Raw genomic sequence first — 26678 nt, forward strand, 5'->3', positions numbered from 1 at the left:
TGCATGCAAAACTAAAAAAGAAAGGACCGTCCATGCTGCAACTCGACTCCCATCCGACCGGCCGCCATTTCCTGCAGATTCCGGGCCCCAGCCCGGTGCCGGACCGCATCCTGCGCGCCATCAGCCTGCCCACCATCGACCACCGCGGGCCCGAGTTCGGCGCGCTGGGGCTGAAGGTGCTGGCGGGCATCCGGCAGGTGTTCCAGACCCGGCACCCGGTGGTGATCTATCCGGCCTCGGGCACCGGCGCGTGGGAGGCGGCGCTCGCCAACGTGATGAGCCCGGGCGATGCGGTGCTGATGTACGAAACGGGCCACTTCGCCACGCTATGGCAGAAGATGGCACTGCGCCTCGGACTCGAGCCCGAGTTCCTGGCCCTGCCGGGCGTCGACGACACGGGGCTGCCGCGCAGCTGGCGCCACGGGGTGCAGGCCGACCTCGTCGAGGCGCGGCTGCGCCAGGACACGCAGAAGAAGATCCGTGCGGTGTGCGTGGTGCACAACGAGACCTCCACCGGCGTGACCTCCGACATCGCCGCGGTGCGCCGCGCGATCGATGCGGCCGGGCATCCGGCCCTGTTGATGGTGGACAGCATCTCGGGCCTGGCCAGCGCCGACTACCGCCATGACGAGTGGGGCGTGGACGTGACGATCAGCGGCTCGCAGAAGGGGCTGATGCTGCCGCCGGGGATCAGCTTCAACGCGCTGTCGCCCAGGGCGCTGGAACGCAGCAAGTCGGCGAAGCTGCCCAAGGCCTTCTGGGCCTGGGACGAGATCGTGGAGATGAACCAGAGCGGCTACTGGCCCTACACGCCCAACACCAACCTCTTGTACGGCCTGGCCGAATCGCTGGACATGCTGCTGGGCGAGGGCCTGCCGCAGGTGTTCGCGCGCCACCAGCGCTGGGCCGCGGGGGTGCGCGCTGCCGTGCAGGCCTGGGGCTTGCCGACGCAATGCGCCGACCCGGCGGTGCATTCGCCGGTGCTGACGGGCGTGATCACGCCCGAGGGGGTGGATGCCGACGCGCTGCGGCGCCTGATCCACGAGCGCTTCGACCTCTCGCTGGGCACCGGCCTGGGCAAGCTCAAGGGCCGCATGTTCCGCATGGGCCACCTGGGCGACAGCAACGACCTCACGCTGGTGGCCATGGTGGCCGGCGTGGAGATGGGGCTGAAGCTCGCGGGCGTGAAGTTCGCGGGCGGCGGCGTGCAGGCGGCGATGGCGTATTTCGCGAGCCACGCGGCGCCGGCGGCGCTGAAGAAGGCGGCCTGAAGGCGGGCAGCCGACCAATCCACAACCAGGAGACCCATCCATGCAACGACGTTCCCTGATCCAGGCCGCGGGCGCCGCGGCCGCCACGCTTGGCGTGCCGCGCGTGTTCGCACAGGAATGGCCCAACGGGCCGGTGCGCATCGTGGTGGGCTTTCCACCGGGCGGCGGCACCGATGCGCTGGCGAGGGTGGTGGCGCAGAAGCTTTCGGTGATGTGGAACCAGTCGGTGATCGTCGAGAACAAGGCCGGCGTGGCCGGCGTGCTCGCGGCCGAGTACGTGTCGACGCAGCCGAGCGACGGCTCGACGCTGCTGATGGCGCACATCAACAGCCACGCGCTCGCGCCCAGCCTGCAGCCCAAGCTGCGCTACAGCGTGGAGCGCGACTTCGTGCCGATCGTGCTGGTGGGCGTCACGCCCAATCTGCTGATCGCGGGCCCGGCGCAGAAGGCGGTGACGGTGAAGGACATCGTCGCGCTGTGCACCGCGGAGCCCGGCAAGGTGAGCTTCGGCTCGGCCGGCGCCGGCTCGGCCCAGCACCTGGCGCTGGAGATGTTCAAGCTGCAAGCCAAGGTCGATGCGCTGCACGTGCCCTACAAGGGCAGCGGCCCGCTCTTGGCCGACCTGATGGGCAACCAGATCCAGTACAGCTTCGAGACCATGACCGCTGCCACGCCGCATGTGAAGAGCGGCAAGGTGACGGCGGTGGCGCAGACGCGGCTGAAGCGGGCCAAGGGCCACCCCGGCGTGCCGACCATGCAGGAGCAGGGCTTCGAAGGCTTCGAGGCCACCACCTGGTACGGCCTGGCCGGGCCCGGCAAGCTGCCGACGCCGATCGCCGACAAGATCAACCGCGACGTCAACGCCGTGCTGGCGATGCCCGATGTGCAGGAGCGGCTCGACACCTACGGCGCCGAGGACGGCGGCGGCTCGCGCGAGAAGTTCCAGAAGTTCATCGCGGCCGAGATCGAGAAATGGGGCCGGGTGGTGAGGGATGCCAAGGTGAAGGTGGACGCCTGAGCGACAGAGCCATCGCAAGCTGCCGACAAATGGTTGTACTGCCCCTGACGCCGAACTATGTTTAGCCGGCACGGCCGCATGGTGCCGTGAAGGAGAACGAGATGCTTGGCGAGCGCATTGGTGAAGGCCGGGGCAGGGTGACGACGCAGCGGGTGCTGCCCAGTCTGGGCGGCGGGCCGAAGATGGAGACCTCTTTCCAGAGCAGCGGCTCGCTGCTGGGCGTGGCCGACACGGAGACCGGCACCTACGTCGCGGTCGTGCGGCCCGACGGCTCCCTGTTCGGCGAAGGACAGGGCATCACGATGAGCCGGGATGGCGATGTGCTGAGCTGGGTCGGGCAGGGCGTGGGCAGGCTCCAGAAGGGCGGCGCGGTGAGCTACCGTGGCGCGGTGTACTGCCAGACGACCTCGCCCAAGTGGGCGGCCCTGAACAGCCTGGCGGTGCTGTTCGAGTTCGAAGTCGATTCGGACGGCAACACGCGCGGCGAGTTCTTCGAGTGGAAGTAGCCGCACAGTAGCCGCACTGGGCGCCGACGGTGCTCAAGCCCCGGCGGCCTGGTTCCAGGTCATCGGGTCGGCGGCCCCGGGCTCGTTCCAGAGGCAGGGGCCGCACATGGTGGCGACGTAGACGGTCTTGCCGTCCTTCACGCCCGACACCACCGGCGTGCTGCCGCACACCTCGCAGCTGTGGGCATAGTCGGGCTCGTAGCGGTCGATGGAGGTGATGGGTTCCATGCCGCAAATGATCGCAAACTCGTGTGACGCTGTCACTGCGCCACCCGGCGCCGGGCCGGCGGAGCCCGCGTTGTCGGACAACGCCGCCAATGAATCGCCGAAGATGGCCTGCTTGTTGCAGCGCAACATAATGTCAAAACGCCTTGGTTTTGTGCCGTCGTCCAGCGCGACGGGACACCTCCCCCAACCGCCAGGGCCCCCTGCACATGTTCAATCCCCCGTCGCTCGAAAGCCTGTCGCCCGCCGCCACCCGACTGTCGCAGGACACCCTGGCCCTTGCCTTCGAGGCGCAATGCAGAGCGCGGCCGGCGCAGCTGGCCTACGGTTTTCTCACGGACGACCTGTCGCTCGCCCAGCAGAGCAGCTACGCCCAGCTGCATGACGAGGTCCACCGCATCGCGGCCTGGCTCGCCGCCGCGACCCGCCCGGGTGACCGCGTGCTGCTGGCCTTCCCGCCGGGCCTGGACTTCGTGCGGGTGTTCTGGGCGTGCATGCTCAGCGGCCGGGTGGCGGTGCCGGTGCCTGCGCCCGACCCGATCCGCCTGCACCACGCCGCGCCTCGCCTGCGCAGCGTGATCGCCGATTCGCGTGCGGCCCTGGTGCTGACCAGTCCGACGCTGCTCGACGCCGCGGCCGCGGCGCTGGACCCCGCCACTTTCGCAATGGCGCGCTGGACCGCGCTGCCCGATGCGGCGCAACTGGCCGCGGCGGGGCAGGACTTCATCCCGCCGGCGCTCGAGGCCCAGACGCTGGCCTACCTGCAATACACCTCGGGCTCCACCTCGGCGCCGCGGGGCGTGCGGCTCTCGCATGCGAACGTGCTGGCCAACGTGCGCGCGCTGATCGCCGCGGGCCGCGGCAGCGCGGCCTCGCGCGCGCTCAGCTGGCTGCCGCATTTCCACGACTACGGGCTGGCCTTCGGCGTGCTGGCGCCGGTGGTGGCGGGCGCCACCGGCTACCTGATGTCGCCGCTGGCCTTCCTGCGCCGGCCGCTGCGCTGGCTGGATGCCATCGAGACCCACCGCATCACGCACACGGGCGCGCCGGAATCGGCCTTCGCCGCCTGCCTGCAGGCCTTGGGCGACAAGCCGCTGGGCGCGCGCCTGGACAGCCTGGTCTCGCTCAACTGCGGTGCCGAGCCGATCAAGGCCGCCACGGTGGAGCGCGTGCTGGCGGTCTTCGGTGCCGCGGGCATGGCCCCGCAGGTGTTCGCGCCGTCCTACGGGCTGGCCGAGGCAGTGCTGGGCGTGAGCGCTGGACGGCTGGAAGCGCCGCCGCGCATCGTGTCGGCCGACCCGGCGGCCCTATTGGCCCATCGCTTCGAGCCGCTGCCGGCGGGGTCGCCTCAAGGGCGCGACCTGGTGGGCTGCGGGCAGGCAATGCAGGCCACCGAGATCTTGATCGTCGACGAGAACCAGCACGCCTGCGCCGATCGCCGCATCGGCGAGATCTGGGTGCGTTCGCCCGGCGTCGGCGGCGGCTACTGGATGCAGCCCGAGGCCAGCGAAGCCACCTTCGGCGGCCACCTGGCGGACGGCACCGGCCCCTGGCTGCGCACTGGCGACCTGGGCTTTCTGGACCGCGGCGAGCTGTTCGTCACCGGGCGGCTGAAGGATCTGATCATCGTTCACGGCGAGAACCACTATCCGCAGGACCTGGAATGGAGCGCCGAGCGCGCCCATCCCGCGCTGCGGCCGGGCTTCGGCGCCGCCTTCGCGGTCGACACGCCGGCCGGCGAGGGCGTGGTGCTGGCGCTGGAGCTGGACCGGCGCGCGCAGGCCGGCGCCGAGGCCGATGCCGAAGCGGTGTTCCGCGCGGTGCGCCGCGCGATCGCGGTCGAGCACGGGCTGCCGGTGCATGCGGTCGCGCTGCTGCGCGCGGGCGGGCTGCCGCGCACCTCCAGCGGCAAGGTGCAGCGCCACCGTTGCCGCGAGGCCTTCCTTGCCCACGAACTGCCGCTGGCGGTGCCGCTCGACGCCGGCACCGAGGCGCTGCCCGAAGGGAGCTCGGAGGAGCCGGAAGACGGCGATCGCCGGGACCGCCTGGGCTACGTGCTGCCGCGCGATGCGCGCGAGCAGGCGGTGTGGGACATCTGGTGCGAGGTGCTGGGCACGCGCGCCTTCGGCGTACACGAGAGCTTCTTCGAGCTCGGCGGCAATTCGCTGCGCATGACGCAGGTGGTGTCGCGCCTGTCGGCGCACTTTGGCGTGGTGCTGCCGCTGGCCGAGCTGTTCGAACATGCGAGCGTGGCCGCGATGGCGGCGCATGCGGCCCACGCGGCGCAGCAGCCGCACAGCGGCAAGGCGCCGGCCGGCATCGCGCCCGTGCCGCGCGGCGCGCCGCTGCCGGCCTCGCTCTCGCAGCGGCGCATGTGGGTGATCCAGCGTTTCGACCCGGCATCGACCGCGTACAACGTGCCGATCGCGATCCGCCTGCGCGGCGCCTTCGACCCGGCCCTGTGCCAGCAGGCGCTGGATGCCATGGTGCAGCGGCACGAAGGCCTGCGCACCTGCTTCGTGATGGGCGAGCACGAGCCGATGCAATCCATCGTGCCGGCAATCGCGGTGCCGATCGAGCAGATCGACCTGAGCCGGCTGTCGGAGCGCGAGCGCAACGCGCAGGCGCGCGTGCTGCTCGCCGAGCGCGCCGCGCAGCCCTTCGACCTGGCGCAAGCCCCGTTGCACCGGCCGACGCTGATCCGGCTGGGCGAGCGCGAGCATGTGCTGTTCTGGGTGCTGCACCACGCCATCACCGACAACTGGGCCAGCGCGCTGCTGATGCGCGAAGCCCTCGCGGCCTACGGCGCGCTGGCGGCCGGGCGCGAGCCGGTGTCGGCACCGCCCGCCATCGCCTATGCCGACTACGCCGCCTGGCAGCGCAGCCCCGCTGCGGTGGAGGCGCGCCGGCCGCACCTGGATTACTGGCTGGAGCGCCTGCGCGACCTGCCCGACCTGGACCTGCCCACCGACTTCCCGCGGCCGGCCAAGGCCAGCCACCGGGGCGCGCGCGTCTCGGCCGGGTTGCCCCCGCGGCTGCGCGAGGCGATGCGCGGCTTCGGCGGCCGCGAGGCGGTCACGCCCTTCGTGGTCTACCTGTCGGCCTTCGTGCTGATGCTGTCGCGCCACGCGAAGAGCGAGGACATCGCCATCGGCACGCCGATCGCGAACCGCCACCGCTTCGCCGCCGAGCCGCTGGTGGGCACGCTGGTCAATACGCTGGTGATGCGCACCGACCTGGCGGGCGACCCCAGCTTCACGCAGCTGGTGCACCGTGTGCGCCGCAATGCGCTCGAGGCTTACGCCCACCAGGATGCGCCCTTCGACGAGCTGATCGACGCGCTGGGCCACGACCGCACGCTGCAGCCCGAGGGCCCGGTGCGCGTGCTCTTCAACGTGCTCAACGCGCCGGTGGGCGAGCCCGAGCTCTTCGGCCTGGAGGTGGACGAGTTCGACTTCGAGCGCGTGGCCGCGCAGTTCGACCTGTCGATGCACATCGACACCGAGTTCTCGCAGCGCATCCACCTGGAGTACGCGAGCGATCTCTACAGCGAGGCGAGCGCCGAGCGCATGCTGGAGAACTACCTGTCGCTGGTCGAGCGCCTGCTGGCACAGCCCGAGCGCCGCATCTCCGAGCACGAGATGCTCGCGCCGGCGCAGCTCAACCTGCTGCGCCACGGCTGGAACGGCGCGCGCTCGCCGCTGCCCGCGCGGCAGCTGGTGCATGACTACCTGGACCTGGGCGCGCCGGAGGTGCGGGAGCGCGTGGCGGTGATTGACGCGGCGGGCGGCACGCTGAGCTACGGCGAGCTGGAGGCGCGCTCGAACCAGCTGGCCCACGCGTTGCGCCTCCGCGGCATCGCGCGCGGCCAGCGCGTCGGCCTGTGCATCGCGCGCAGCCCCGAGATGCTGATCGCGCAGCTGGGGGTGATGAAAGCCGGCGCCGCCTATGTGCCGCTAGACCCCGACTACCCGGCGGACCGCCTGCGATTCATGGCGAAGGACGCCGACCTGACTGCCGTGCTCGCGCAGCAGGACACGCTCGGCATCCTGGAAGGGCTGGCCATTCCGATGCTGGAGATCGAAGACAAGCGGCTCGCGGCCGACCATCCGGAGACGCCGCTGGTCCCCGATCCGGCGCTCGACGCCACGCCGCTGGACGAGGCCTACCTGATCTACACCTCGGGCTCCACCGGCCAGCCCAAGGGCGTGCGGGTGCCGCACCGCGGCGTGGTCAACTTCCTCGCCGGCATGGTGAAGACGCCGGGCCTGGCGGCCGATGACTGCTTGCTGGCGATCACCAGCCCCTCCTTCGACCCCTCGGTGCTGGACCTGCTGCTGCCGCTGGTGGTGCGGGCCCGGGTGGTGATCGCTTCGCAGCAGCAGGTGCACGAGCCGGCCGCGCTGCGCACGCTGCTCGAAACGCATGCGGTGACTCTGCTGCAGGCCACGCCCTCGGCCTGGCGCGCGCTGATCGAGACCGGCTGGCGCGGCACGCCGCGCTTCCGCGGGCTGATCGGCGGCGAGTCGCTGCCGCCCGTGCTGGCCGAGCAGCTGCTGGCGCGAATGGCCGAGCTGTGGAACATCTACGGGCCCACCGAGACGACGGTCTGGGCCACGGCGTGGAAGGTGGAAGAACCGCGCAAGGCGATCGCGGTCGGGCAGCCGATCGACAACGTCAGCTGCTGGGTGCTCGACGAGCAAGGCCACGCCTGCCCGATCGGCGTGCCGGGCGAGCTCTACATCGGCGGCGCCGGCGTGACCCTCGGCTACTACCACCGCGACGCGCTCACGGCCGAGCGCTTCGTGCCCGACCCCTTCGGCGAAGAGTCCGGCGCGCGGCTCTACCGCACCGGCGACCTCGGCCGCTGGCGCCACGACGGCCTGATCGAGCTGCTGGGGCGGGCCGACCACCAGGTCAAGCTGCGGGGCTTCCGCGTCGAGATGGGCGAGATCGAGTCGGCGCTGCTCGACCATCCCGAGCTGGCGCACTGCGTGGCAGTGACGCGCGCCGAGCGCGAGGACGACATGCGGCTGGTGGCCTACTTCGTCGCGCGCGGCCCGGTGCCGCCCGCGCCGCCGATGTTGCGCGAGCATCTGCGCACGCGGCTGCCGCACTACATGATCCCGCAGCACTTCGTCTCGCTCGACGCGATGCCGCTCTTGCCCAACGGCAAGGTCAACCGCGCCGCGCTGCCGGCGCCGGTGATGGACGTCGTGCTGGCCGACGGCCGCAGCTACGTGGCGCCGGCCACGCACGGCGAGCAGCTCGTCGCCGGCATCTGGTCGGACTTGCTGGGCGTCGAGCAGATCGGGCGCACCGACAACTTCTTCGACCTGGGCGGACACTCGCTGCTGGCCATGCGGGCGGTGGCGGCGATCGAGTCGCTGATGGGCTGGAAGGTTGCGCCACGCCGGCTCATCTACGAGAGCCTGCAGCAGATCGCGCGCGAAGAGAACCTTCAGGCGCGCTGAGCCTTCGCGCGGCTGAAGGGCTTGCTCAAGAAGGGCGAGCCCTTCTCGCCGAAGCGCCAGGGTACGTCGGCGGCCTTGGAGATGCCGATGCGCGGCCCGGCCTCGACCACCACCGCGGGGTGATCGTCGGGCGCGGCGAGCAGCGCAAAGGGCGGACGGTCCAGCCGCTTGCCGTTGAAGCCCGCATCGACGCCCAGCGCCTGCGCCACCCGGCCGGGGCCGGCGCACAGCAGGCGGATGTCCTCCACGCCGCGGCGCGCGCGCATGCGCTCCAGGCCGGCGGTGGGGGCCAGCGCGCGGATCAGCACTCCGGCGCCATGGCCTTCCTCGCGGCAGACGAAGTTGAGGCACCAGTGGATGCCGTAGGAGCGGTAGACATACGCGCGGCCGGGCGGACCGAACATCGCCGCATTGCGCAGGGTGGGGCCGCCGAAGCTGTGGGAGGCCGGGTCCTCGCGGTCGTAGGCCTCGGTCTCGACGATGCGGCCGCCGACGCCACCGACCAGCAGCACCAGGCCGATCAGGCGGGGGGCGACCTCGTGCGAGGGCGCGAGGAAATCGATGTCGGCGGGGGTGCGCGGGTTCACGGCGCCATGCTGCCGGAAGTCGGGACGATCAAAGCCCTTTCTCCACCATCTCCAGCAAGCGCAGGCCCAGCGGATCGGTCTGTTCGCGCGGCACGCCGCGCAGCGGGCCATCGATGATCAGCAAGGCCAAGCCATGCACCGCCGACCAGGCCAGGAACTCGGCGCCGGGGCGGCGCTCGGGCGGCAGCACGCCGGCCGCCACCATCTGGTCGAGCGCGGCACCCAGCAGCTCGAAGGGGTTGAGGCCGCTCGCGCCGCCCTTGGCGTCGGTGGGCGGATCCTCCAGCTCCACCGGGGCGCCGAAGGCGGTGCGGAACAGGCCCGTCTGTTCCTGGGCGAAGCGCAGGTAGCCGGCACCGATGGCGCGCACGCTGGCACGGGCGACGTCCTTCGGCGAGCCGTCGCGCGGCACGGCGGCGAGTTCGGCCTCCATGGCGCCGGCCGCCGCCGACAGGGCCGCGGCGCGCACGGCCAGCAGCAGCGCCTGGCGGCTGGCGAAGTGCCGGTAGGCCGCGTTGGGCACCACGCCCGCGCGCCGCGTCGCCTCGCGCAGCACAACCGCCTCCGGCCCGCCTTGGCGGGCCAGCTCGACGCCCGCCTCCAGCAGGGCCCGGCGCAGATCGCCGTGGCGATAGGTGCTGCGCGCCGGTGGCACGGGGCTGGGGTGCGTCATTTTCTTTTCCATGTGGACACCGTCCATTATCTTTGTTATTGTCTTGTGGACGTTGTACACAACAACGGAATTTCCCTCAACCACCGTGCGTTTTTTCAAGGAACCCCCATGAGCACCAAGATCTTCGTGAACCTGCCCGTCAAGAACCTCGAGAAGTCCAAGGCCTTCTACGGCGCACTGGGCTACAGCTTCGACCCGCGCTTCACCAACGAGCAGGGCGCCTGCATGGTGATCAGCGAGGACATCTACGCGATGCTGCTGGTCGAGAGCTTCTTCAAGACCTTCACGCCCAAAGCCATCGCGGATGCTTCGAAGACCACGGAAGTGCTGCTGTGCCTGTCGTGCGAGAGCCGGGCCGAGGTCGAAGCGCAGGTCGCCAAGGCCCTGGCCGCCGGCGGCAGCACGCCCACCGAGGCGAAAGACCACGGCTTCATGTACCAGCACGGCTTCCAGGACCTGGACGGCCACATGTGGGAGCTGGCGTACATGGACATGAGCGCCTTTCCCCAGGCCTGATCCCGCGCGATTCGATTCCCTTAACCACCACCCCCTCCCAAGGAGATTGCCATGCATGTCCAGCCCTACCTGTTCTTCGAAGGCCGCTGCGAGGAAGCGCTCGAGTTCTACCGTGCCAAGCTCGGCGCCGAAGTGACCATGCTGATGCGCTTCAAGGACAGCCCCGAGCCTGCGGGCAACGCCGAGATGTGCGGCGGCGCCGAGATGTCCGGCCCGCCGGCCGAGAACAACGTGATGCACGCCGAGCTCAAGATCGGCGACACGACCCTGATGGCCTCCGACGGCATGGCCAAGGAGGCGCCCGTCTTCCGCGGCTTCTCGCTGTCGCTGACCGTCGCGGACGAAGCCGACGCCAAGCGCAAGTTTGCGGCGCTCGGCGAAGGCGGCCAGGTGCAGATGCCGCTCGGGCCGACTTTCTTCTCGCCCTGCTTCGGCATGGTGCAGGACCGCTTCGGGGTCGGCTGGATGGTCGGCGTGTTCGACGCGCCGAAGGGTTGAACCTAAGCGCGCTCGCGCCGCGCACTGCGGCGCGAACGCGCCAGTGCGACGATTTCGATCAGGCCCCACACCAAGGCACCGCCGAGCGCGCGGAAGGTGTGAGGGTTCGGAGGCCAGAAGAGGGAAGAGTTCATGGAAGGCCGGGCACCCGCGATGGGTGGCCCTTGCGTCACCCTAAGGGCCTTGTGTGACATGTTGATGGCGTGCATTGCCGCTATCCTCCGCGCACCCGATCCCCCATCCACCACGCGTGAATCCCTCGGACCTGCCCGAACTGCTGGAGCTGGCGCAGTTGATCCAGCTGGCTGGCCCGCACCTGGAAACGCGCGTCCTGTGCGAAGTGACCGCTGGCGCGCGGCGCTTCCCGGTCCAAGCCTTCCTGCTCGGCAGCACGCGGCCGGATGCGCCGGCCGTGGGTTTCTTCGGCGGCGTGCACGGCCTGGAGCGCATCGGCGCGCAGGTCGCGATCGCCTACCTGCGCAGCCTGGTGATGCGGCTCGCCTGGGACGAGACGCTGCACCGCCAGCTGGAGACGATGCGGCTGGTCTTCATGCCGCTGGTCAACCCGGGCGGTACGTGGCTGGGCACGCGCGCCAATCCCAACGGCGTCGATCTGATGCGCAACGCGCCGGTCGAATCGAAGGAGCGCGTGCCCTACCTGATCGGCGGGCAGCGCATCAGCGCGAACCTGCCCTGGTACCGCGGCACCGCCGGCGAGCCGATGGAATGCGAGAGCGCCGCGCTCTGCACGCTGGTCGAGACCGAGCTGCTGGGCCGGCCGCTCAGCGTGGCGGTGGACTGCCATTCGGGCTTCGGCCTGACCGACCGCATCTGGTTCCCCTATGCACACACCGCGCGGCCGATCGGGCATCTGGCGGAGATGCACGCGCTGTGCGAGATCCTCGACCAAAGCCTGCTGCACCATCGCTACAAGCTGGAGCCGCAGAGCCGGCAGTACCTGGCCCACGGCGATCTCTGGGACCACCTCTACCTGGGCGCCGACCACCGGCCGGGCAGCGTGTTCCTGCCGGTGACGCTGGAGATGGGATCGTGGCTGTGGGTCAAGAAGAACCCGCGCCAGCTCTTCTCGCGCCACGGCATCTTCAATCCGGTGATCGAGCACCGGCACCAGCGGGTGCTGCGCCAGCACATCGCGTGGCTGGACTTCATCACCCGCGCCGTGGGCAGCCACGAACGCTGGCTGCCCGCTGGCACGCAACGGGCGCATCACGAGCAGCAAGCGCTGGCGCGCTGGTACGGGAGGCCCTGATGGACACCTGGGTGCTGATGCGCGGCCTCACGCGCGAGAGCGGGCACTGGGGACGCTTCGTCGGCCTGCTGGAGGACTGCTTTCCCACTGCGCGGATCGTGGCGCTCGACCTGCCCGGCAACGGGCGGCTGAACGACGTGCGCAGCCCGCTGCGCATCGAGGCCACGACGCAAGCCTGCCGCGAACAGCTTCGCACGCTCGGCATCGCGCCGCCCTACCACCTGCTGGCGATGTCGCTGGGCGCGATGGTGGCGGTGGACTGGGCGGCGCAGCACCCGCGCGAGCTCGCGGGCTGCGTGCTGATCAACACCAGCTTGCGGCCCTTCAGTCCCTTCCACGAGCGCCTGCGCGCGACCAACTACGGCGCGCTCCTGGGCCTGGCCTTCGGGCGGCAGGCCGCTCGCGAGCGCGAGGCGACGATCCTGCGGCTCACCACCCGGCATCCCGACGGCGGCACGGCCGTGCTCGACGACTGGACGGCCATCCGCGAGGCGCGACCGGTGTCGCCGGCAAACGCGGTGCGCCAGGTGCTGGCGGCGGCGCGCTACCGTGCGCCGGCGCGGGCGCCTTCCGTGCCGCTGCTGGTGCTGGCGAGTCGCTGCGACGGGCTGGTGAATCCGCGCTGCTCGCGGCGGCTGGCACAGCAGTGGAGCGTGGAAATCGCGGAGCATCCCAGCGCCGGGCATGACCTGCCGCTGGATGACGGCGCCTGGCTTGCGGCGCAGGTGGCGCGCTGGGCCGCGCAGAGCCTCAGGCGGGCATCAGCTGCTCCACCAGGCCGTCCAGGCGCGCCTTGACGCTGCGCCACTGCGGCATCAACGTCTCCAGCAGCCGGTGGAAACGCGGGCCGTGGTTGTGCTCGCCGAGGTGGCACAACTCGTGGATGAGCACGTAGTCGATGCACTCGCGCGGCGCCTTCACCAGATTCGGATTCAGCGTGAGGCGGCCTGCCGGCGAGCAGCTGCCCCATTGCGTCTGCATGACGCGCAGCTGCATGGGCGGCGGCGTGCCGACCCAGCGCAGCAAGGGCGCAAGGGCGGCGAGGCGCGCGCGGCCAGCACCTCGCCGGCGCGCTTGCGGTACCAGGCGTCGAGCAAGGTGCGCACGCGGGCCGCGTCGCCTTGGGCCACCGCGACTTCGATGCGAGTGCCGCGCAGGCGCACGTGGCCGTCCCGGCTTTCATCGACGACGACCTTGAGCACGTAGCGCCGGCCGAGGTAGAGCAGCGACTCGCCGCTGACATGAGCGCGGGGCACCACATGCGCAAGGCGCTCTCGAACCGCTGCGACCTGGCTGCTGATCCAGCGCGCGCGCCGCTGCAGGGCCGCCTGCACCGCGGCGTCGGATGTCTCCTGCGGCACATCGACCCGCACGCGCCCATCGGGTTCGACGTGAATGGCGATGCGCTGCGCCGTGCGCGCCGGCTGGACACGCAGGCTGAAGGCAATGAGCTCATCGCCGTAGCGAAGGCTTCGAAGGCTCGCATCGCTCAAGCGCGTTGCCCCAGGCCGATGCGGGTCATCTGGAGCACACGAGCGATCACATCGTTCGCCTGGTCGAGCCCGAGCGGCGCATAGAGCAGCTGCAGCAGGCCCTTGCGGATCGCGGCTTCGATGCTCTGCGCACTCAGGGAATGCTCGGCCACCGCGTTCTGCACCACCGCGCTGATGGCAAGCGCGTGCTGGACGTGCGCGTTGCGCCGGGCCTCGTCGAGTGCCGCCGCCTCGCCATCGCTCAGCGCCATCAGGATCGCGCCGTAGTACGCCCTGGCCCGCCCGTTGTGGGCCAGGAGTTCCGGCATGCCGGGCGTGGCGCGCTTGCCCACCTCTCGCTCGAATTCCCTGAACAGCGCGAACTGCCGGCGCGGGTGGTCGAACATGGCCTCCGCCTGCGCGATCGCACCTTGCAGCATCTCGGAAAATACCTTCTGCGCGTAGGGATCGTCGGCCAGGTCCTGCTCGATGGTCTTGCGCAGGCGGGTCTTGATCAGGTCCGCTTCGTTGCGCGCCTTGTCCTGCGACCAGGTCTCGGAAACGTCGGGGGCGACCAGCTTGTGCACCACGTAGGCCCCGTCGACCTCGCGAACATTCGTACCAACGACCTGATCGTCGACCAGCCTGCGGATCTGCTCGTCGTATTCGCTGTAGTCAACCGTCCCGCCGGCGTCGCGTCGCGCTGTTTGCCGCACCTGGATCAAGGTTCTGAGATCTGCCTTGTACTGCTCGATCGACGCTTCCGAAAAGCTCTGGTCCTCGAAGAAGCCGCGCGACGACAGCGCGGTCTGCAGACAGAGGCCGAAGGCGGTCAGCGCAGCATAGAAGTCGTCTCGGAGCTTCTGCCGCCGGTCGTACTCGCGGCCCTCGCCGTCGCTCGCAACACGAGGGCTCAAGGCTTGGCGCAGCTGCTCGGGATCCTTGCGGTTGGCAACGCCCTTGAAGAAGGACCAGACCGCCTCGTGGCGCATCGACAGTTGCCTGTACTCTGTACTGAGCTGCGCGTAGAGCCCTTCGAGATCGCCAATGTCGAAGCCGCCTTGCGTGCGGGCTTCGAGGTCCTGGTAGGCACGGATCGCCGTGTCGAGTTCCTTGAGGATGCCGCGATAGTCCACCAGCAGGCCGTAACGCTTGGCATCGTGCAGGCGATTCACCCGGGCGACGGCCTGGATCAGGTTGTGGCCCTTCAGCGGCTTGTCGATGTAGAGCACCGCGTTGCGCGGCTCGTCGAAACCGGTGAGAAGGCGATCGACCACGATCAGCAGGTCGGGGTCGCCGTCGGTCCCGAAGTCCTGCAGCACCTGCCTTTCGTGGTGCGACGTGTCGACGCCCTGGTGCAGCATGTTCTGCTGCCACCACTTCTGCACCTCGGGCATGCCGCCTTCGTCGATCCCGGCGTCGCCTTCGCGCATCTCCGGCGGGGAGATCACGACCATGCTCGTGACCAGGCCCGTTGCGTCGAGTGCCTTCTTGTAGCGGATCGCATCGGCCTTGCTGGCCGTGGCGACCTGGCCCTTCAGGCTCGACCCGATCTTCTTGAAGTTCTGATGGAAGTGCGTGGCAATGTCCCAGGCGATCAGCTCGATGCGCTTGGCTGCGCCGTGGATCGCGACGCTCCTCGCGTATTTCTTCTTCAAGTCGGCGCGCTGCGCCTCGGCGAGGCCCGTCGTGATCCCGTCGAACCAGCGGTCGACGGCCTCGGTGTCGATGGACAGCTCGGGCACGCGCTCTTCGTAGAGCAGCGGCGCGACGGCATGGTCCTCGACCGCGCGCTGCATGGTGTACGCGTGGATGATCGGGCCGAACTTCTGCGCTGTCTTCTCGTCCTTCAACAGCGGCGTCCCGGTGAAGGCCACATAGGCCGCGCGAGGCAGCGCCTTCTTCATGCGCTCGTGCGTCTCCCCGCCATGGCTGCGATGGCCTTCGTCCACCAGCACCACGACGTTGGGCGAATCGTTGCGGCACTCCGCAAGCCTGGAGGCCGTATTGAACTTCTGCACCAGCGCGAAGGTGATGCGCTTCGTGCCCTGGCCGATGCGCCGAGCCAGGTCGCGCCCGCTCGCGGCCTTGCTGTGCTCGCCCTCCTTGTGCGTGGCGATGGAGGACCCGAAGGCGCCGCCCGCCATGAAGTTGCGTGCGAGCTGCTGTTCGAGATCGCGCCTGTCGGTGATCACCACGAGCCGGCACTCCTTCAGGCCGTAGTGCAGCAGCAGCGCCTTGGTGAGAAACACCATCGTGAAGCTCTTGCCCGAGCCCGTGGTGTGCCAGATCACGCCGCCCTCGCGCGCGCCATCGGGTCGCTGCCCGGACAGGCACGCCAACAGCGCGCGCACCGCGAAGAACTGCTGGTGGCGCGCCACGATCTTTCCGATCCGGCTGTCGAACACCACGAAGCCGCGCATCAGTTCGAGCAGCCGCTCTCGCGTCAGCAGGCTGACCATCAGGCGGTCTTGGTCGTTGGGCGGCATCGACAGGAACCCGCTCGACTCGAAGTACGCGCGCACCGTGGCGGGCCGGCTTTCGAAGAGCGCATGCGAGGCGGCGGGCAAAGGCGCGTTCTTCAGGGCGAGGACGTGCGCATCGTCGAACTCTTCTTCCAGTGCCCAGTGCGCCCAGAATCTTTCCGGGGTGGTCGTGGTGCCGTAGCGAGCGTCGGCCTCGCTGATGGACAAGAGCAATTGCGCGTAGACGAACAGGTGCGGGATCTCATCGTCGCGCTGGTTGAGCAGCTGCTGGCCGATGCCTTCGAGCACCATCGCTTCGGCGGGGTTTGCACCGTGCCGGCCGTGGGGCTGCCTGGCCTCGATGACGACCAGTGGGATGCCGTTGACATAGCCGACGATGTCCGGCGCGCATTCGTGCGTGCCGCGGGTGGAGACGACGTGCAGCGCTTCCGTCACGTCGAAGCGGTTGGCGTTCGGGTCCATCCAGTCGATGACATGAATCGTCGGCTGGTGCCGCCTGCCGTCCGGCATGAATTCGGTGACCGTGATGCCATAGGCGAGCTTGGCGTAGAGGCGCTCGTTGGCCGTCAGCAGGCCTTCGCCGAGGCCGACGGTCGACAGCTCGCGCAGGATCTGGTCGATGGCGCTGGGTGAGAGGTGATAGGCCTCGCCCTTGTAGTCGAAGCGGCGGGTCTGCAGGACTTCGATGAGGCGCGGCTTGAGGAGGACTTCGCGCGTCGAGCCGCGCAGGGTGAGGCAGTCGGCGGTGCTCAGATAGTTCCACCCGAGGGTGAAGAGCATGCGCAGCGCGGAAAATTTGGCGCTGGATTGCTCGCGGGTGGGGGGGGTGATGATCATTGCGGAGGTCCGTCAGCGATCAGCCGCCGCATGACTGCTGCTCTTTGTTGTCGAGTTCGGTTCGGATGAACCGTTGCAAGAGCTGCAACGGTTGCCCCGGGTATGGCGGGGCTCGGCGTCGCGCTCATATGCTCATCTCCATCAGGTGCGCCGCTATTTCTTCCTCGATGCCATCAAGCTCCTTCCTGAGCTCATGGCGCTCGTCCTGCAGCATCGCCATGTCGAGCAGCTCGTCTTCCGCGAAGGTATTGACGTAGCGAGGAATGTTGAGGTTGAAGTCGTGTTCGGCGATCTCCTCCGGTGTCGCGAGATACGCATACCTCTCGACCGGCGCACGCGCCGCATGGGTGTCCAGCACACGCTGCAGGTCCGCCTCGCGCAGCACATTCTGGTTTTTGCCGGGCTCGAAATCGCGACTCGCATCGATGAAGAGCACCTTGTCGTTCGCCTTGTCCTTGCGGAAAACGAGCACTGCGGCCGGAATGCCCGTGCCGTAGAAGAGCTTCTCGGGCAGGCCGATCACGGCATCGAGCAGGTTTTCCTCCACCAGCTTCTGCCGAATGCGCCCCTCGGCCGCGCCGCGAAACAGAATGCCGTGCGGCACGACGACCGCCATGCGCCCGCCGGCGGGCTTCATGGTCTCGACCATGTGAAGGATGAAGGCGTAGTCGCCCTTCGTGCGCGGCGGTATGCCGCGGCGGAAGCGGCCGAACTTGTCTCTCCCCGCGGCCTCGTGGCCCCACTTCTCCAGGCTGAACGGCGGGTTGGCGACGACCACGTCGAAATGGCGCAGGCTCCCATCGTCCGCGAGCAGCTTGGGATTGCGCAGCGTGTCGCCCCACTCGATGCGATGGTTGTCCTCGCCATGCATGAACATGTTCATCTTGGCCAGGGTCCAGGTGTTGCCGATGGCCTCCTGCCCGTAGAGCGCGTAGCGCTTGGAGCCGGTGCGGTCGCGGATCAGGCGGCCGCACTTGAGCAGCAGCGAGCCGGAGCCGCAGGCCGGGTCGCAGATCTCGTCGCCTTCCTTTGGGTCCATCAGGCGCGCCACGAGGCTGGAGACTTCGGGCGGGGTGTAGAACTCGCCGGCGGTCTTTCCGCTCGACGACGCGAAGTGGCTGATGAGGTATTCGTAGGCGTTGCCGATCAGGTCGAGCTCGCCGATGCGGCTGGGGCGCAGGTTGAGCTCGGGCTTGGCGAAGTCCTCGAGGAGGTGCCGCAGGATGTCGTTCTTCTGCTGCTCGTCGCCGAGCTTGTTGGAGTTGAAGCCGACGTTCTGGAACACGTCGCGAAGCTTGCCGATGTTGGCGTCTTCGATGGCGTGCAGGGCGCGGTCGATGCGCTCGCCGTTGCCGGGCTCGAAGCGGGCCGCATGCAGGGCGTAGAAGCTGGCGCTGGGCGGCAGGACGAAGCGCTCGGTCTTGAGGAGCTCCACGATGAGATCCTGCGCGGTGTCGCCGTACTGCGCCCGGTAGGCGTCGTAGTGGTCCTGCCAGGCGTCGGACACGTACTTGAGAAAGAGCATCGGGAGCACGTAGTCCTTGTAGGTGCTCGGGTCGACGACGCCGCGAAAGGTGTCGCAGGCCGCCCACACGGTGGCGTTGATGCTGTCTTGGCTGATGACTGTCTGGTTCATGCTTTCTTGATTTCCCTGGGGTGGTTCATGCCTTGCCCGATGCGCTGGCGAGCGCTTCGGCGATCGATTCGAACTGCCGTTCGCGGTTGCGAATGAGCAGGTCTTGCAGCTGCCTTTCTCGTTGCGCGAGGCGGGCCAGCGCCACGATGCGCTCCTGATCGGCCAGGGGCGGAAGGCCGATCGGGAGCGATTCAAGCACAGGCCGGCGCACGCTCAGCTGGCTGGAGCCTTCGGCCGCGCGACGCAGGGCCCGCTGGAAGGGCGCCTGGTTGATCTGCCAGGCGAGGAAGACGGGCAGCAGCTCGCGCCCGGGCCTGACCCGCAGATGGAAGAGGTGCGGCCCGCACACGGCCGGGCCGGGAAGCTCGCCCACGCAGCTGGCATGGAAGCGCGTGCCGCGGGCAACGAAGAGCAAGTCTTCAGGGGCGAGCCAGTCGGGCTCGCGTCGGCCGGTGAGTTGGGTCCGGATGACGCCACGCCAATCGATGCCGTGGATCGGGTCCAGGTCTTTCATCTGCACGGCCTGGACGGGGCCGCTGCGGATTTCTTCGATGGCGCCGCGGAAGGGATAGCCGGCCCGAATACCCACCTGTGCGCCCAGAGCCGTTTGTTTTGCATGAATTGACATGATGCAGATATTACTACTTGCAACAGTGCGTTTTCTCCTTCACACTGTGTTTTTTCACAGAAGTATTTGCATCAGCTTGAATGATGCATTTGAAGGGAGTTTTTCATTGGGTTATGAAGTCGATCTTTTCCCCGGGGCCGATGGCGGCGCCGCAATCGTTGTGCGTTGGGGCGCCCCCGGTAACTACCGCTTGCTGGTCTACGACGGTGGCACGCCGGCCGCAGCCGAGCAGCTCGTGAAGCATGTCCGGGAGCATTGCCTCACGTCGCACGCAGACCACGTCGTGATCCCGCATCCCCGCCGAAAGCATGCCGGAGGCCTCGAGGTGGTTCTGGACCAGCTCAGCATCGGCGAGGTGTGGATGCATCGGCCGTGGGCGCACACCGATCGCTTGTCCGAAGCCACCACGGTTGCTCGACAGCTGGAGGAGCTCGCGCTGGCGCGAGAGATCCCGGTGCACGAGCCGTTCGCGGGCACGGTCATCGGGCCCTTCACAGTGCTGTCGCCAAGCCGTAGCTGGTACGTCGAGGGTTTGCTCCCGGCCTTCGAAGCGGCATTGCCGCCGGCGACCGGGCTGACGCTGGCCGACGCGGCGCGATGGATCCGGCTGGCGAGTGCAGCGGTGGGGAGCCGCTGGGACGTCGAGACGCTTCCCCGCGATCCGGCCACGTCGGCGGAGGACGAGTCGAGCGTGGTGCTGTACGGCGAGTTCGAAGGGCGCGGCGTGCTGCTGACGAGCAATGCAGGCGTGCGTGCGCTGAGCGACGCCTGTACCTTCGCCGAATACCTGGGCTTGGGCCTGCCCTCGAATCTACGGCTGATGCAGGTGCCGAATGACGGAAATCCCGACCATCTCTCGAGCCGCGTGCTGGACCGCCTGATGGGCGAGCGCCTGCCGCGCGATCAACGGCACTACACGAAGACGGCCTTCATGTCTGCGGCTCGCGATGCAGCGCCCATGGGCTACACGATCGTGGCCGACGCGCTGATGCGCCGAGGCGTCCTGAGCTTCCAGACCCAGGGGCCGCAACTGCACCATGCCCACGAGATGCCCCAGCGCCACTGGCTTCCGGCCGGGCCGGTGGGGGCAGGTGCGTGAGCACCGGCCATCAAAATGACAAAACGCGCCCGAGGGCGCGTTTCAATCGCAAAAGGAGAAGAAGCGACCTACTTGGCCGCCACCACCCGCACCATCTCCAGGCACTTGTTGGAGTAGCCCCACTCGTTGTCGTACCAGCTCACCAGCTTGATGAAGGTGCCGTCGAGCGCGATGCCGGCCTCGGCGTCGAAGATGGAGGTGCGCGGGTCGCCGCGGAAGTCGGTGGCCACCACCTTGTCTTCGGTGTAGCCGAGCACGCCCTTGAGCGCGCCTTCGCTCTGTGCCTTCATCTCGGCGCAGATCTCCTTGTACGTGGCGTCCTTCACCAGCTCTACCGTGAGGTCGACCACCGACACGTCGGAGGTCGGCACGCGGAAGCTCATGCCGGTGAGCTTCTTGTTGAGCTCGGGGATGACCACGCCCACCGCCTTGGCCGCGCCGGTGCTGGAGGGGATGATGTTCTCGAGGATGCCGCGGCCGCCGCGCCAGTCCTTGTTGCTCGGGCCGTCCACGGTCTTCTGGGTGGCCGTGGCGGCGTGCACGGTGGTCATCAGGCCGCGCTTGATGCCCCACTTGTCGTTGAGCACCTTGGCGAGCGGCGCCAGGCAGTTGGTGGTGCAGCTGGCGTTGCTGATGATGGCCTCGTTGGCGTATTTCTTGTCGTTCACGCCGTAGACGAACATGGGGGTGTCGTCCTTGCTGGGTGCCGACATGATCACCTTCTTGGCGCCGGCGTCGAGGTGCTTCTGGCAGGTTTCCTTGGTAAGGAAGAGGCCGGTGGATTCGAGCACCACGTCGGCACCCACTTCGTCCCACTTGAGGCTGGCGGGGTCGCGCTCCTGCGTCAGGCGGATCTTCTTGCCGTTGACGATCAGGGTGTTGCCTTCGACGGTGACCTCGCCCTGGAAGCGGCCGTGCACCGAGTCGTACTGGAGCATGTAGGCCAGGTACTCGGGCTCGAGCAGGTCGTTGATCGCGACGATCTCGATGTCGTTCTTGAAGTTCTGCACCGCCGCGCGCAGCACGTTGCGACCGATGCGACCGAAGCCGTTGATGCCGAGTTTGATAGCCATGTGGTTTGCTCCTGGAAGGTTGAAAACTGGGTGCGGCCGGATCAGCGCGCGAGCGCCGCCTCGACCGTGGCAGCGACGTTCTCGGCCGTGAAGCCGAAATGCTTGAACAATACGCCGGCGGGTGCCGACTCGCCGTAAGTGTCGATGCCGACGACGGCAGCGACACCGTACTTCCACCAGCCGTCGGTGGCGCCCATCTCGACCGCGATGCGCGGCGTTCCCTGGGGCAGCACGCTCTTCTTGTAGGCCACGTCCTGGCGGTCGAAGGTGGTGGTGGAGGGCATGGAGACCACGCGCACGGCGATCTTCCTCGCGGCCAGCAACTCCTGGGCCTTGAGCGCGAGCTGCACTTCGGAGCCGGTGGCGATGATGACGGCCTGCAGCTTCTTCTTGAGGCCATCGGGCTCGGTCAGCACGTAGGCGCCCTTGCTGATGTCGCTCAGGTCTTTCTTGGGCGCGTAGGGCAGGTTCTGGCGCGACAGCAGCAGCGCGGTCGGGCGCGTGGCGTTCTGGAGCGCGACGGCCCAGGCCACCGCGGTCTCGGCTGTGTCAGCAGGGCGCCAGACGTCGAGATTGGGGATGAGGCGCAGCGAGGCCGCGTGCTCGATGGACTGGTGCGTGGGGCCGTCTTCGCCGAGGCCGATGGAATCGTGCGTGAAGACATGGACCACGCGCTGCTTCATCAGCGCTGCCATGCGGATGGCGTTGCGGCTGTAGTCGCTGAAAGTCAGGAAGGTGCCGCCGTAAGGGATGAAGCCGCCGTGCAGCGCCACGCCGTTCATGATGGCGGCCATGCCGAACTCGCGCACGCCGTAGTTGATATGGCGGCCCGGCAGGCCGTCGGGGATCTGCTCGTTGCCCTCGGTGCGCACCACGGCGCCCGTGGCGTCGAAGCGCAGGGCCGGCGTGCTCTTGGTGTTGGTGAGGTTGGAGCCGGTCAGGTCGGCGCTGCCGCCCAGCAGCTCGGGCAGCGCGGCGGTGAAGGCTTCGAGCGCCAACTGCGAGGCCTTGCGCGAGGCCACGGTCTCCGCCTTGGTGTGGGCCGTGACGACGGCATCGAAAGCGGTCTGGTGGAAGTTCTTCGGCAGCTCGCCCTTCATGCGGCGGGTGAACTCGGCCGCGAGGTCGGGGAACTGCTTCGCATAGGCGGCGAACTTGTCGTTCCATGCGGCTTCGCGCTGCGCACCGGTGGCATTGGCGTCCCATTCGTCGTACACCGCCTGCGGCAGCTCGAAGGGTTCGTGCTGCCATTGCAACGCGGTACGGGTGAGGCCGATTTCGTCGGCACCCAGCGGCTCGCCGTGGGCCTTGGCGGTGTTGGCGCGGTTGGGGCTGCCCTTGCCGATCTGCGTCTTGCAGATGATGAGGGTGGGGCGCTCGTCCTGCTGCCGGGCCCGCTGGATGGCGTCCGACACCTCTTTCACATCGTGGCCGTCGATCGGGCCGATCACGCTCCAGCCGTAGGCCTTGAAGCGCTCCGCCGTGTTGTCGATGAACCAGGGCTTGACCGGGCCGTCGATGGAGATGCCGTTGTCGTCGTAGAGCGCGACCAGTTTTCCCAGCTTCCAGGCGCCGGCCAGTGCGGCGGCCTCGTGGCTGATGCCTTCCATCAGGCAGCCGTCGCCGAGGAAGGCGTAGGTGCGGTGGTCGACGATGCTGTGCTCGGGGCGATTGAACTCGGAGGCCAGCAGCTTTTCGGCCAGCGCGAAGCCGACTGCGTTGGTGATGCCCTGGCCCAGCGGACCGGTGGTGGTTTCCACCCCGGGCGTGATGCCGGTCTCGGGGTGGCCGGCCGTCTTGCTGTGCAGCTGGCGGAAGCGCTTGAGCTCCTCCACCGGCAGTGCGTAGCCCGTGAGGTGCAGCACGGCGTAGATGAGCATCGAGGCGTGGCCGTTCGAGAGCACGAAACGGTCGCGGTCGAACCACTGCGGGTTGCCGGGGTTGTGCCGGAGATGCTCGCCCCACAGGGCGACCGCCATGTCGGCCATACCCATCGGTGCGCCCGGATGCCCCGAGTTCGCGAGTTGAACGGCATCCATGGCCAACGCGCGAATCGCGTTGGCCATCAAGGCTTGGTTGGCCATGTGGTCGGGGCTTTCTTGGGGGAGCTGGTTGGGGAGAACCCGGGATTTTAACGGGCGGGGCATGGCGCCTGTCCGGAGGCGCGGCAGAGGGCTGATAGAGTGCCGGCCATGCATGGGCTGCACCTGACCGCCGACCTCCACGATTGCCGTTGCGAGACGCGCTGGCTGGTCGATGCGCCAATGCTGGGAGCCGCCTGCGTGAAGGCGGTCGAGGCCGCCGGCCTGCAGGCGGTGGGCACGCTGTTCCACGCTTTTCCGGCCAGCCCGCAGGGACCGGGCGGCGTGACGGCCACGGTGCTGCTCGCCGAGTCGCATCTGTGCGTCCACACCTGGCCGGAGCAGCGCGGGGCGACGCTGGATGTCTACGTCTGCAATTTCGGCGCCGACCACTCGGCCAAGGCGAGGGCGCTGATGGGGGCGCTGGAGGCGCTGTTCGTGCCGGGCCGCGCCGAACGGCACGCGCTGCAGCGCGGGGCCATCGCGGCGGAGGCGGTTACTTCATGAGCATCCGGGCCATGATCCTCGCCGCCGGTCGGGGCGAACGCATGCGGCCGCTGACCGACGCGATGCCCAAGCCCCTGCTCGATGTGCAAGGCAAGCCGCTGATGCAGTGGCCGATGGAGGCGCTGACGGGAGGCGGCTTCCGGCGTCTGGTCGTCAACACCGACTGGCTGGGCGAGCTGATCGTCTCGCGCTTCGGGCACCGGCACGCTGCTTGCGAGATTGCCTATTCCCACGAAGGCCGCGACTTCGGCGGCGCGCTGGAGACTGCAGGCGGCATCGTGCGCGCGTTGCCGCTGCTCGGCGAAATCTTCTGGGTGCTGGCGGGCGACGTGTTCGCGCCGGATTTCGCCTTCACCCAGGCCGCGGTGGACCGTTTCGCCGCCGGCAAGGGGCTCGCGCACCTGTGGCTGGTGCCGAACCCGCCGCACAACCTGCGCGGCGACTTCGGGATTTCGCCCGACGGGCTGGCGCTGAACGACGCGCCGCTGATGCACACCTTCTCGACCATCGGCCTGTACCGCGCGGCGTTGTTCGCACCGCCGTACTGCCGCATTCCGGCGGGCAACCCCGGCGGCGTCAAGGCGCCGCTGGCGCCGCTGTTGCGTGCGGCGATGGCCGAAGGCCGGATCAGCGCCGAGCTCTACCAGGGCGCCTGGACCGATGTCGGGACGCCGGAGCGGCTCGCGGCGCTGAACGCAAGAAGACGACCCGCACAGGGCGGACCGGCTATCGCCTAGTTCGCGGCCGGTCAGGGTACGTTGGCCGTGCGGATGTGGAAGGGCTTGCCCTCCATCGCATAGCTGCCGCCGAACTCGATGTTCATGCCGCCCGTGGCCTGGACGGGGCACCCGGTGGGCGGCTGGCAGGACCAGGAGCCGCCGCGGTCGGCGAAGACGACGGCGCCGTAGCGGTAGTTCGACACCGCCTTGCCCGTGTAGTCCGCGATGCTCAGCACCATGTTGTCGCTGGCGAAGTTGTCGGCGTCTTCCACCGCGATCGGGTCCACGATGCGTGAATCCTGCAGGGTGCGGACCACGCTGCCGCTGTCGCCGTTGGAGGCGAAGCGCACCCACTGGATCTTGCGATCGCCGCGCGAGGCCACGAGCACCTGCTGGTTCAACGGCTCGATGTCCCTGTTTTCCGGGTCGATCTTCGAGATGGCCAGCGAGGTTGGGTTCTTGCCGACGGCGACACGGCCCTTCTCGAAGACGTCCGTCGCGGTGGTGCCGGCCGGCACGTTGCCCAGCCCGTAGATGCGAAGCGAGCCGCTCTCGGTGGCGATCCACGCACGATGGACGGGGCCGAACAGGGTAGTGCGTACTGCCGTCGGCCGGTCGTCCAGCGCCACGGTCGTGATCACCGCCGGGGCCTGCTGCGGCTTGTAGGCAAAGGTGTAGGGCCACTGGTTGTCGGCCTGGCCCAGGTTGGTGAACTCCGTCGGGCCGGTACCGAAGTAGACGCCGTTGACGTAGCTGAACAGCGGCTTCAGGTCGATGAAGGCGGCCTTCTTCTCCGACTTGGAGATGACGACCGCCACGCCGGCCTTGGCATAGCGGTTGGCGTTGGAGCCGGAACCGCTAAAGGTCGCTCGCTTGGCCGGGTCGGTCAGGGGCGTATAGGTCTGGCCCATGAACTCCCCATATTTTTCCGGCAGTGCGGTCTGGAACTGATCGAAGCCGGTAGTGACCGCGATCTCCGTTGGCGCGTTCATGCCCGGCAAGTCGATGTAGCCCAGGACCTTCATAAAGGCTGTGTTGCCCATGTTCGGCAGCCCGGGGTAGACCGCCATCCACTCGTGCCACCAGTCGTACCAGGCGTCGTAGCTGCCGTTCTTGGCCGAGTTGTAGGGGTTGCAGTTGTTGCACAGGCCGGCCAACGAGATCACCGCCACCTGGCCCTTCAGCGCCGTCGTATCCCACACCGTCACCAGCGCGTATTCGCTGTTGTTGGTGATGGCCATGCCGGTCGGCACTTTGTTCTCGGGCAACTTGACAGAGGTCCGGTTGTTCGCGGTGTTGCTGCCGGCAGTGCCGATCAGGCCATTGTTGAAGGCCACCAGCGAGGTGGCGCAGAAGCCGGTACGGCCACCGCAACGTGCCACTGCCACCGGATCGCCGTTTGTGAGACCGGCGGTCTTGTAGGTGCTGACGTTGTAGTTGGTGCGCCCGGCGCTGCCGTCCCAGGCCGCCGCCTCCTGCCACGGCAGCTGCGGCGCCTGCGCAAAGGTGTTGTGGTCGACCGCCGAGATCTGCAAGTCGCCCACGCCCATGCGCACGGCCGTGTTGTCGGCGACGAAGCCGACATGAGCCTGGTTGGTCGAGTAGAGGCCGGCGTCGGCGAGGAGGGGGCCACCCACCTGCCAGGTACCGGCGTGGTAGCTCATGGTCTGGTCAGCGCGCTTGTACAGCGTGGGAATGCCGCTGTTGTTCACGGTCGGGGCGTCGCCGTAACGGTAGGCGATGCCGTCCGCCTTGGCGAGCCTGGGCGCCAGGGCGCGGTAGGCGTCGGCAACGACACGGCCGGCGCTGTCGATCACGTCGCCGGTGATCGGTGCGGGTGCGGGTGCGGGTGCGGGGCGGGGCGGGCGCGGGGCGGGGGCGGGCGCGGGGCGGGGGCGAGCGCGGGCGCGGGGCGGGCGCGGGGCCGGTGCCGCTGCAGGCACGCTGGCGGCGCCGAGTGAATAGCAGGCCTTCACGACAAAGGGCAGGGGATCGCCGCCGAAGAATTCATTGTTGCAGGCGGCACCGCCAGTGACCGTCTTTGGATCCACGACGTGCCGGAGCCGTATTAACCAAGGTCGCGACGGCGACAGTGAACGAAG

The 26678-nt window shown here is 68.7% G+C and carries 23 protein-coding genes; 11 read left to right on the forward strand and 12 right to left on the reverse strand.

What is annotated here, in order from left to right; genetic code table 11:
• Positions 1-32: 32 nt before the first annotated feature.
• The 3 genes from GXN78_RS12405 to GXN78_RS12415 all read left to right on the forward strand — a co-directional run bounded on the left by GXN78_RS12405 (position 33) and on the right by GXN78_RS12415 (position 2795).
• Positions 33-1271 (forward strand): aminotransferase class V-fold PLP-dependent enzyme, encoded by a 1239-nt coding sequence (locus GXN78_RS12405; RefSeq protein WP_164255437.1) that lies wholly within the window; start codon positions 33-35, stop codon positions 1269-1271.
• Between the two features lie 40 nt (positions 1272-1311).
• Positions 1312-2289, forward strand: coding sequence for a tripartite tricarboxylate transporter substrate binding protein (locus GXN78_RS12410; RefSeq protein WP_106560981.1), 978 nt, complete (start codon positions 1312-1314; stop codon positions 2287-2289).
• A gap of 101 nt (positions 2290-2390) precedes the next feature.
• Positions 2391-2795, forward strand: a complete 405-nt coding sequence (locus tag GXN78_RS12415; protein ID WP_106560980.1) for a hypothetical protein — start codon at positions 2391-2393, stop codon at positions 2793-2795.
• Between the two features lie 33 nt (positions 2796-2828).
• Here GXN78_RS12415 and GXN78_RS12420 read toward each other — a convergent pair whose 3' ends face one another.
• Complete coding sequence (locus GXN78_RS12420; protein WP_146163206.1) at positions 2829-3023, reverse strand: hypothetical protein; 195 nt, start codon at positions 3021-3023, stop codon at positions 2829-2831.
• Positions 3024-3229: 206 nt separating this feature from the next.
• Here GXN78_RS12420 and GXN78_RS12425 point away from each other — a divergent pair, with 206 nt between their 5' ends.
• Complete coding sequence (locus GXN78_RS12425; protein ID WP_106560978.1) at positions 3230-8494, forward strand: non-ribosomal peptide synthetase; 5265 nt, start codon at positions 3230-3232, stop codon at positions 8492-8494.
• Here GXN78_RS12425 and GXN78_RS12430 read toward each other — a convergent pair.
• Both GXN78_RS12430 and GXN78_RS12435 read right to left on the reverse strand, forming a co-directional pair.
• Positions 8482-9081 (reverse strand): DNA-3-methyladenine glycosylase, encoded by a 600-nt coding sequence (locus tag GXN78_RS12430; protein ID WP_239142684.1) that lies wholly within the window; start codon positions 9079-9081, stop codon positions 8482-8484. The genes GXN78_RS12425 and GXN78_RS12430 overlap by 13 nt on opposite strands.
• A gap of 28 nt (positions 9082-9109) precedes the next feature.
• The gene (locus GXN78_RS12435; protein WP_106560976.1) at positions 9110-9754 is read right to left on the reverse strand and encodes a TetR/AcrR family transcriptional regulator; all 645 of its coding nucleotides are present in this window, start codon (positions 9752-9754) and stop codon (positions 9110-9112) included.
• A gap of 108 nt (positions 9755-9862) precedes the next feature.
• Between GXN78_RS12435 and GXN78_RS12440 the strand changes: the two genes are divergently transcribed.
• Together GXN78_RS12440 and GXN78_RS12445 are read left to right on the forward strand one after the other, a co-directional pair.
• Positions 9863-10270: a VOC family protein gene (locus GXN78_RS12440; protein WP_106560975.1), complete on the forward strand. Its 408-nt coding sequence runs from the start codon at positions 9863-9865 to the stop codon at positions 10268-10270.
• A 51-nt stretch (positions 10271-10321) separates the two neighbouring features.
• The gene (locus GXN78_RS12445; RefSeq protein ID WP_106560974.1) at positions 10322-10768 is read left to right on the forward strand and encodes a VOC family protein; all 447 of its coding nucleotides are present in this window, start codon (positions 10322-10324) and stop codon (positions 10766-10768) included.
• Between the two features lie 2 nt (positions 10769-10770).
• Here GXN78_RS12445 and GXN78_RS12450 read toward each other — a convergent pair whose 3' ends face one another.
• On the reverse strand, positions 10771-10977 hold the full coding sequence (locus GXN78_RS12450; RefSeq protein WP_164255438.1) for a hypothetical protein: 207 nt from the start codon (positions 10975-10977) through the stop codon (positions 10771-10773).
• A 41-nt stretch (positions 10978-11018) separates the two neighbouring features.
• Between GXN78_RS12450 and GXN78_RS12455 the strand changes: the two genes are divergently transcribed.
• Positions 11019-12038, forward strand: a complete 1020-nt coding sequence (locus GXN78_RS12455; protein ID WP_106560973.1) for a M14 family zinc carboxypeptidase — start codon at positions 11019-11021, stop codon at positions 12036-12038.
• Positions 12038-12835: an alpha/beta hydrolase gene (locus tag GXN78_RS12460; RefSeq protein ID WP_106560972.1), complete on the forward strand. Its 798-nt coding sequence runs from the start codon at positions 12038-12040 to the stop codon at positions 12833-12835. Before GXN78_RS12455 ends, GXN78_RS12460 begins: the two co-directional genes overlap by 1 nt.
• Here GXN78_RS12460 and GXN78_RS41180 read toward each other — a convergent pair.
• The 5 genes from GXN78_RS41180 to GXN78_RS12480 all read right to left on the reverse strand — a co-directional run bounded on the left by GXN78_RS41180 (position 12789) and on the right by GXN78_RS12480 (position 19097).
• Entirely contained in the window at positions 12789-13034 is a 246-nt protein-coding gene (locus tag GXN78_RS41180) for a M48 family metallopeptidase (protein ID WP_239142685.1), read from the reverse strand. The genes GXN78_RS12460 and GXN78_RS41180 overlap by 47 nt on opposite strands.
• Complete coding sequence (locus GXN78_RS41185) at positions 12971-13531, reverse strand: YgjP-like metallopeptidase domain-containing protein (protein WP_239142686.1); 561 nt, start codon at positions 13529-13531, stop codon at positions 12971-12973. Before GXN78_RS41185 ends, GXN78_RS41180 begins: the two co-directional genes overlap by 64 nt.
• Positions 13528-16833, reverse strand: coding sequence for an HsdR family type I site-specific deoxyribonuclease (locus tag GXN78_RS12470; RefSeq protein ID WP_106560971.1), 3306 nt, complete (start codon positions 16831-16833; stop codon positions 13528-13530). Before GXN78_RS12470 ends, GXN78_RS41185 begins: the two co-directional genes overlap by 4 nt.
• Before the next feature lie 124 nt (positions 16834-16957).
• Entirely contained in the window at positions 16958-18469 is a 1512-nt protein-coding gene (locus GXN78_RS12475; RefSeq protein ID WP_106560970.1) for a type I restriction-modification system subunit M, read from the reverse strand.
• 25 nt (positions 18470-18494) lie between these two features.
• Positions 18495-19097, reverse strand: coding sequence for a restriction endonuclease subunit S (locus tag GXN78_RS12480; protein WP_106560969.1), 603 nt, complete (start codon positions 19095-19097; stop codon positions 18495-18497).
• On the opposite strand from GXN78_RS12480, the gene GXN78_RS12485 reads away from it, so the two are divergent.
• Positions 19096-20196 (forward strand): hypothetical protein, encoded by a 1101-nt coding sequence (locus GXN78_RS12485; RefSeq protein ID WP_146163205.1) that lies wholly within the window; start codon positions 19096-19098, stop codon positions 20194-20196. The two genes, GXN78_RS12480 and GXN78_RS12485, sit on opposite strands and share 2 nt — an antisense overlap.
• A 68-nt stretch (positions 20197-20264) precedes the next feature.
• Here the strand turns inward: GXN78_RS12485 and gap are convergent, their stop codons facing one another.
• Together gap and tkt are read right to left on the reverse strand one after the other, a co-directional pair.
• A complete protein-coding gene (gene gap / locus GXN78_RS12490; RefSeq protein ID WP_106560966.1) occupies positions 20265-21269 on the reverse strand; it encodes a type I glyceraldehyde-3-phosphate dehydrogenase in 1005 nt (334 codons plus the stop codon).
• A 41-nt stretch (positions 21270-21310) separates the two neighbouring features.
• The gene (gene tkt / locus GXN78_RS12495) at positions 21311-23353 is read right to left on the reverse strand and encodes a transketolase (protein WP_106560965.1); all 2043 of its coding nucleotides are present in this window, start codon (positions 23351-23353) and stop codon (positions 21311-21313) included.
• Positions 23354-23461: 108 nt separating this feature from the next.
• Between tkt and GXN78_RS12500 the strand changes: the two genes are divergently transcribed.
• Together GXN78_RS12500 and GXN78_RS12505 are read left to right on the forward strand one after the other, a co-directional pair.
• Positions 23462-23857: an S-adenosylmethionine decarboxylase gene (locus GXN78_RS12500; RefSeq protein WP_106560964.1), complete on the forward strand. Its 396-nt coding sequence runs from the start codon at positions 23462-23464 to the stop codon at positions 23855-23857.
• Positions 23858-23868: 11 nt separating this feature from the next.
• Complete coding sequence (locus tag GXN78_RS12505) at positions 23869-24594, forward strand: nucleotidyltransferase family protein (RefSeq protein ID WP_106560982.1); 726 nt, start codon at positions 23869-23871, stop codon at positions 24592-24594.
• An 11-nt stretch (positions 24595-24605) separates the two neighbouring features.
• Here GXN78_RS12505 and GXN78_RS40810 read toward each other — a convergent pair whose 3' ends face one another.
• Positions 24606-26627, reverse strand: coding sequence for a hypothetical protein (locus tag GXN78_RS40810; RefSeq protein ID WP_204162218.1), 2022 nt, complete (start codon positions 26625-26627; stop codon positions 24606-24608).
• Between the last annotated feature and the right edge of the window lie 51 nt (positions 26628-26678).

The sequence above is a fragment of the Variovorax sp. WS11 genome (assembly GCF_010499245.1).
GTDB lineage: Bacteria > Pseudomonadota > Gammaproteobacteria > Burkholderiales > Burkholderiaceae_C > Variovorax.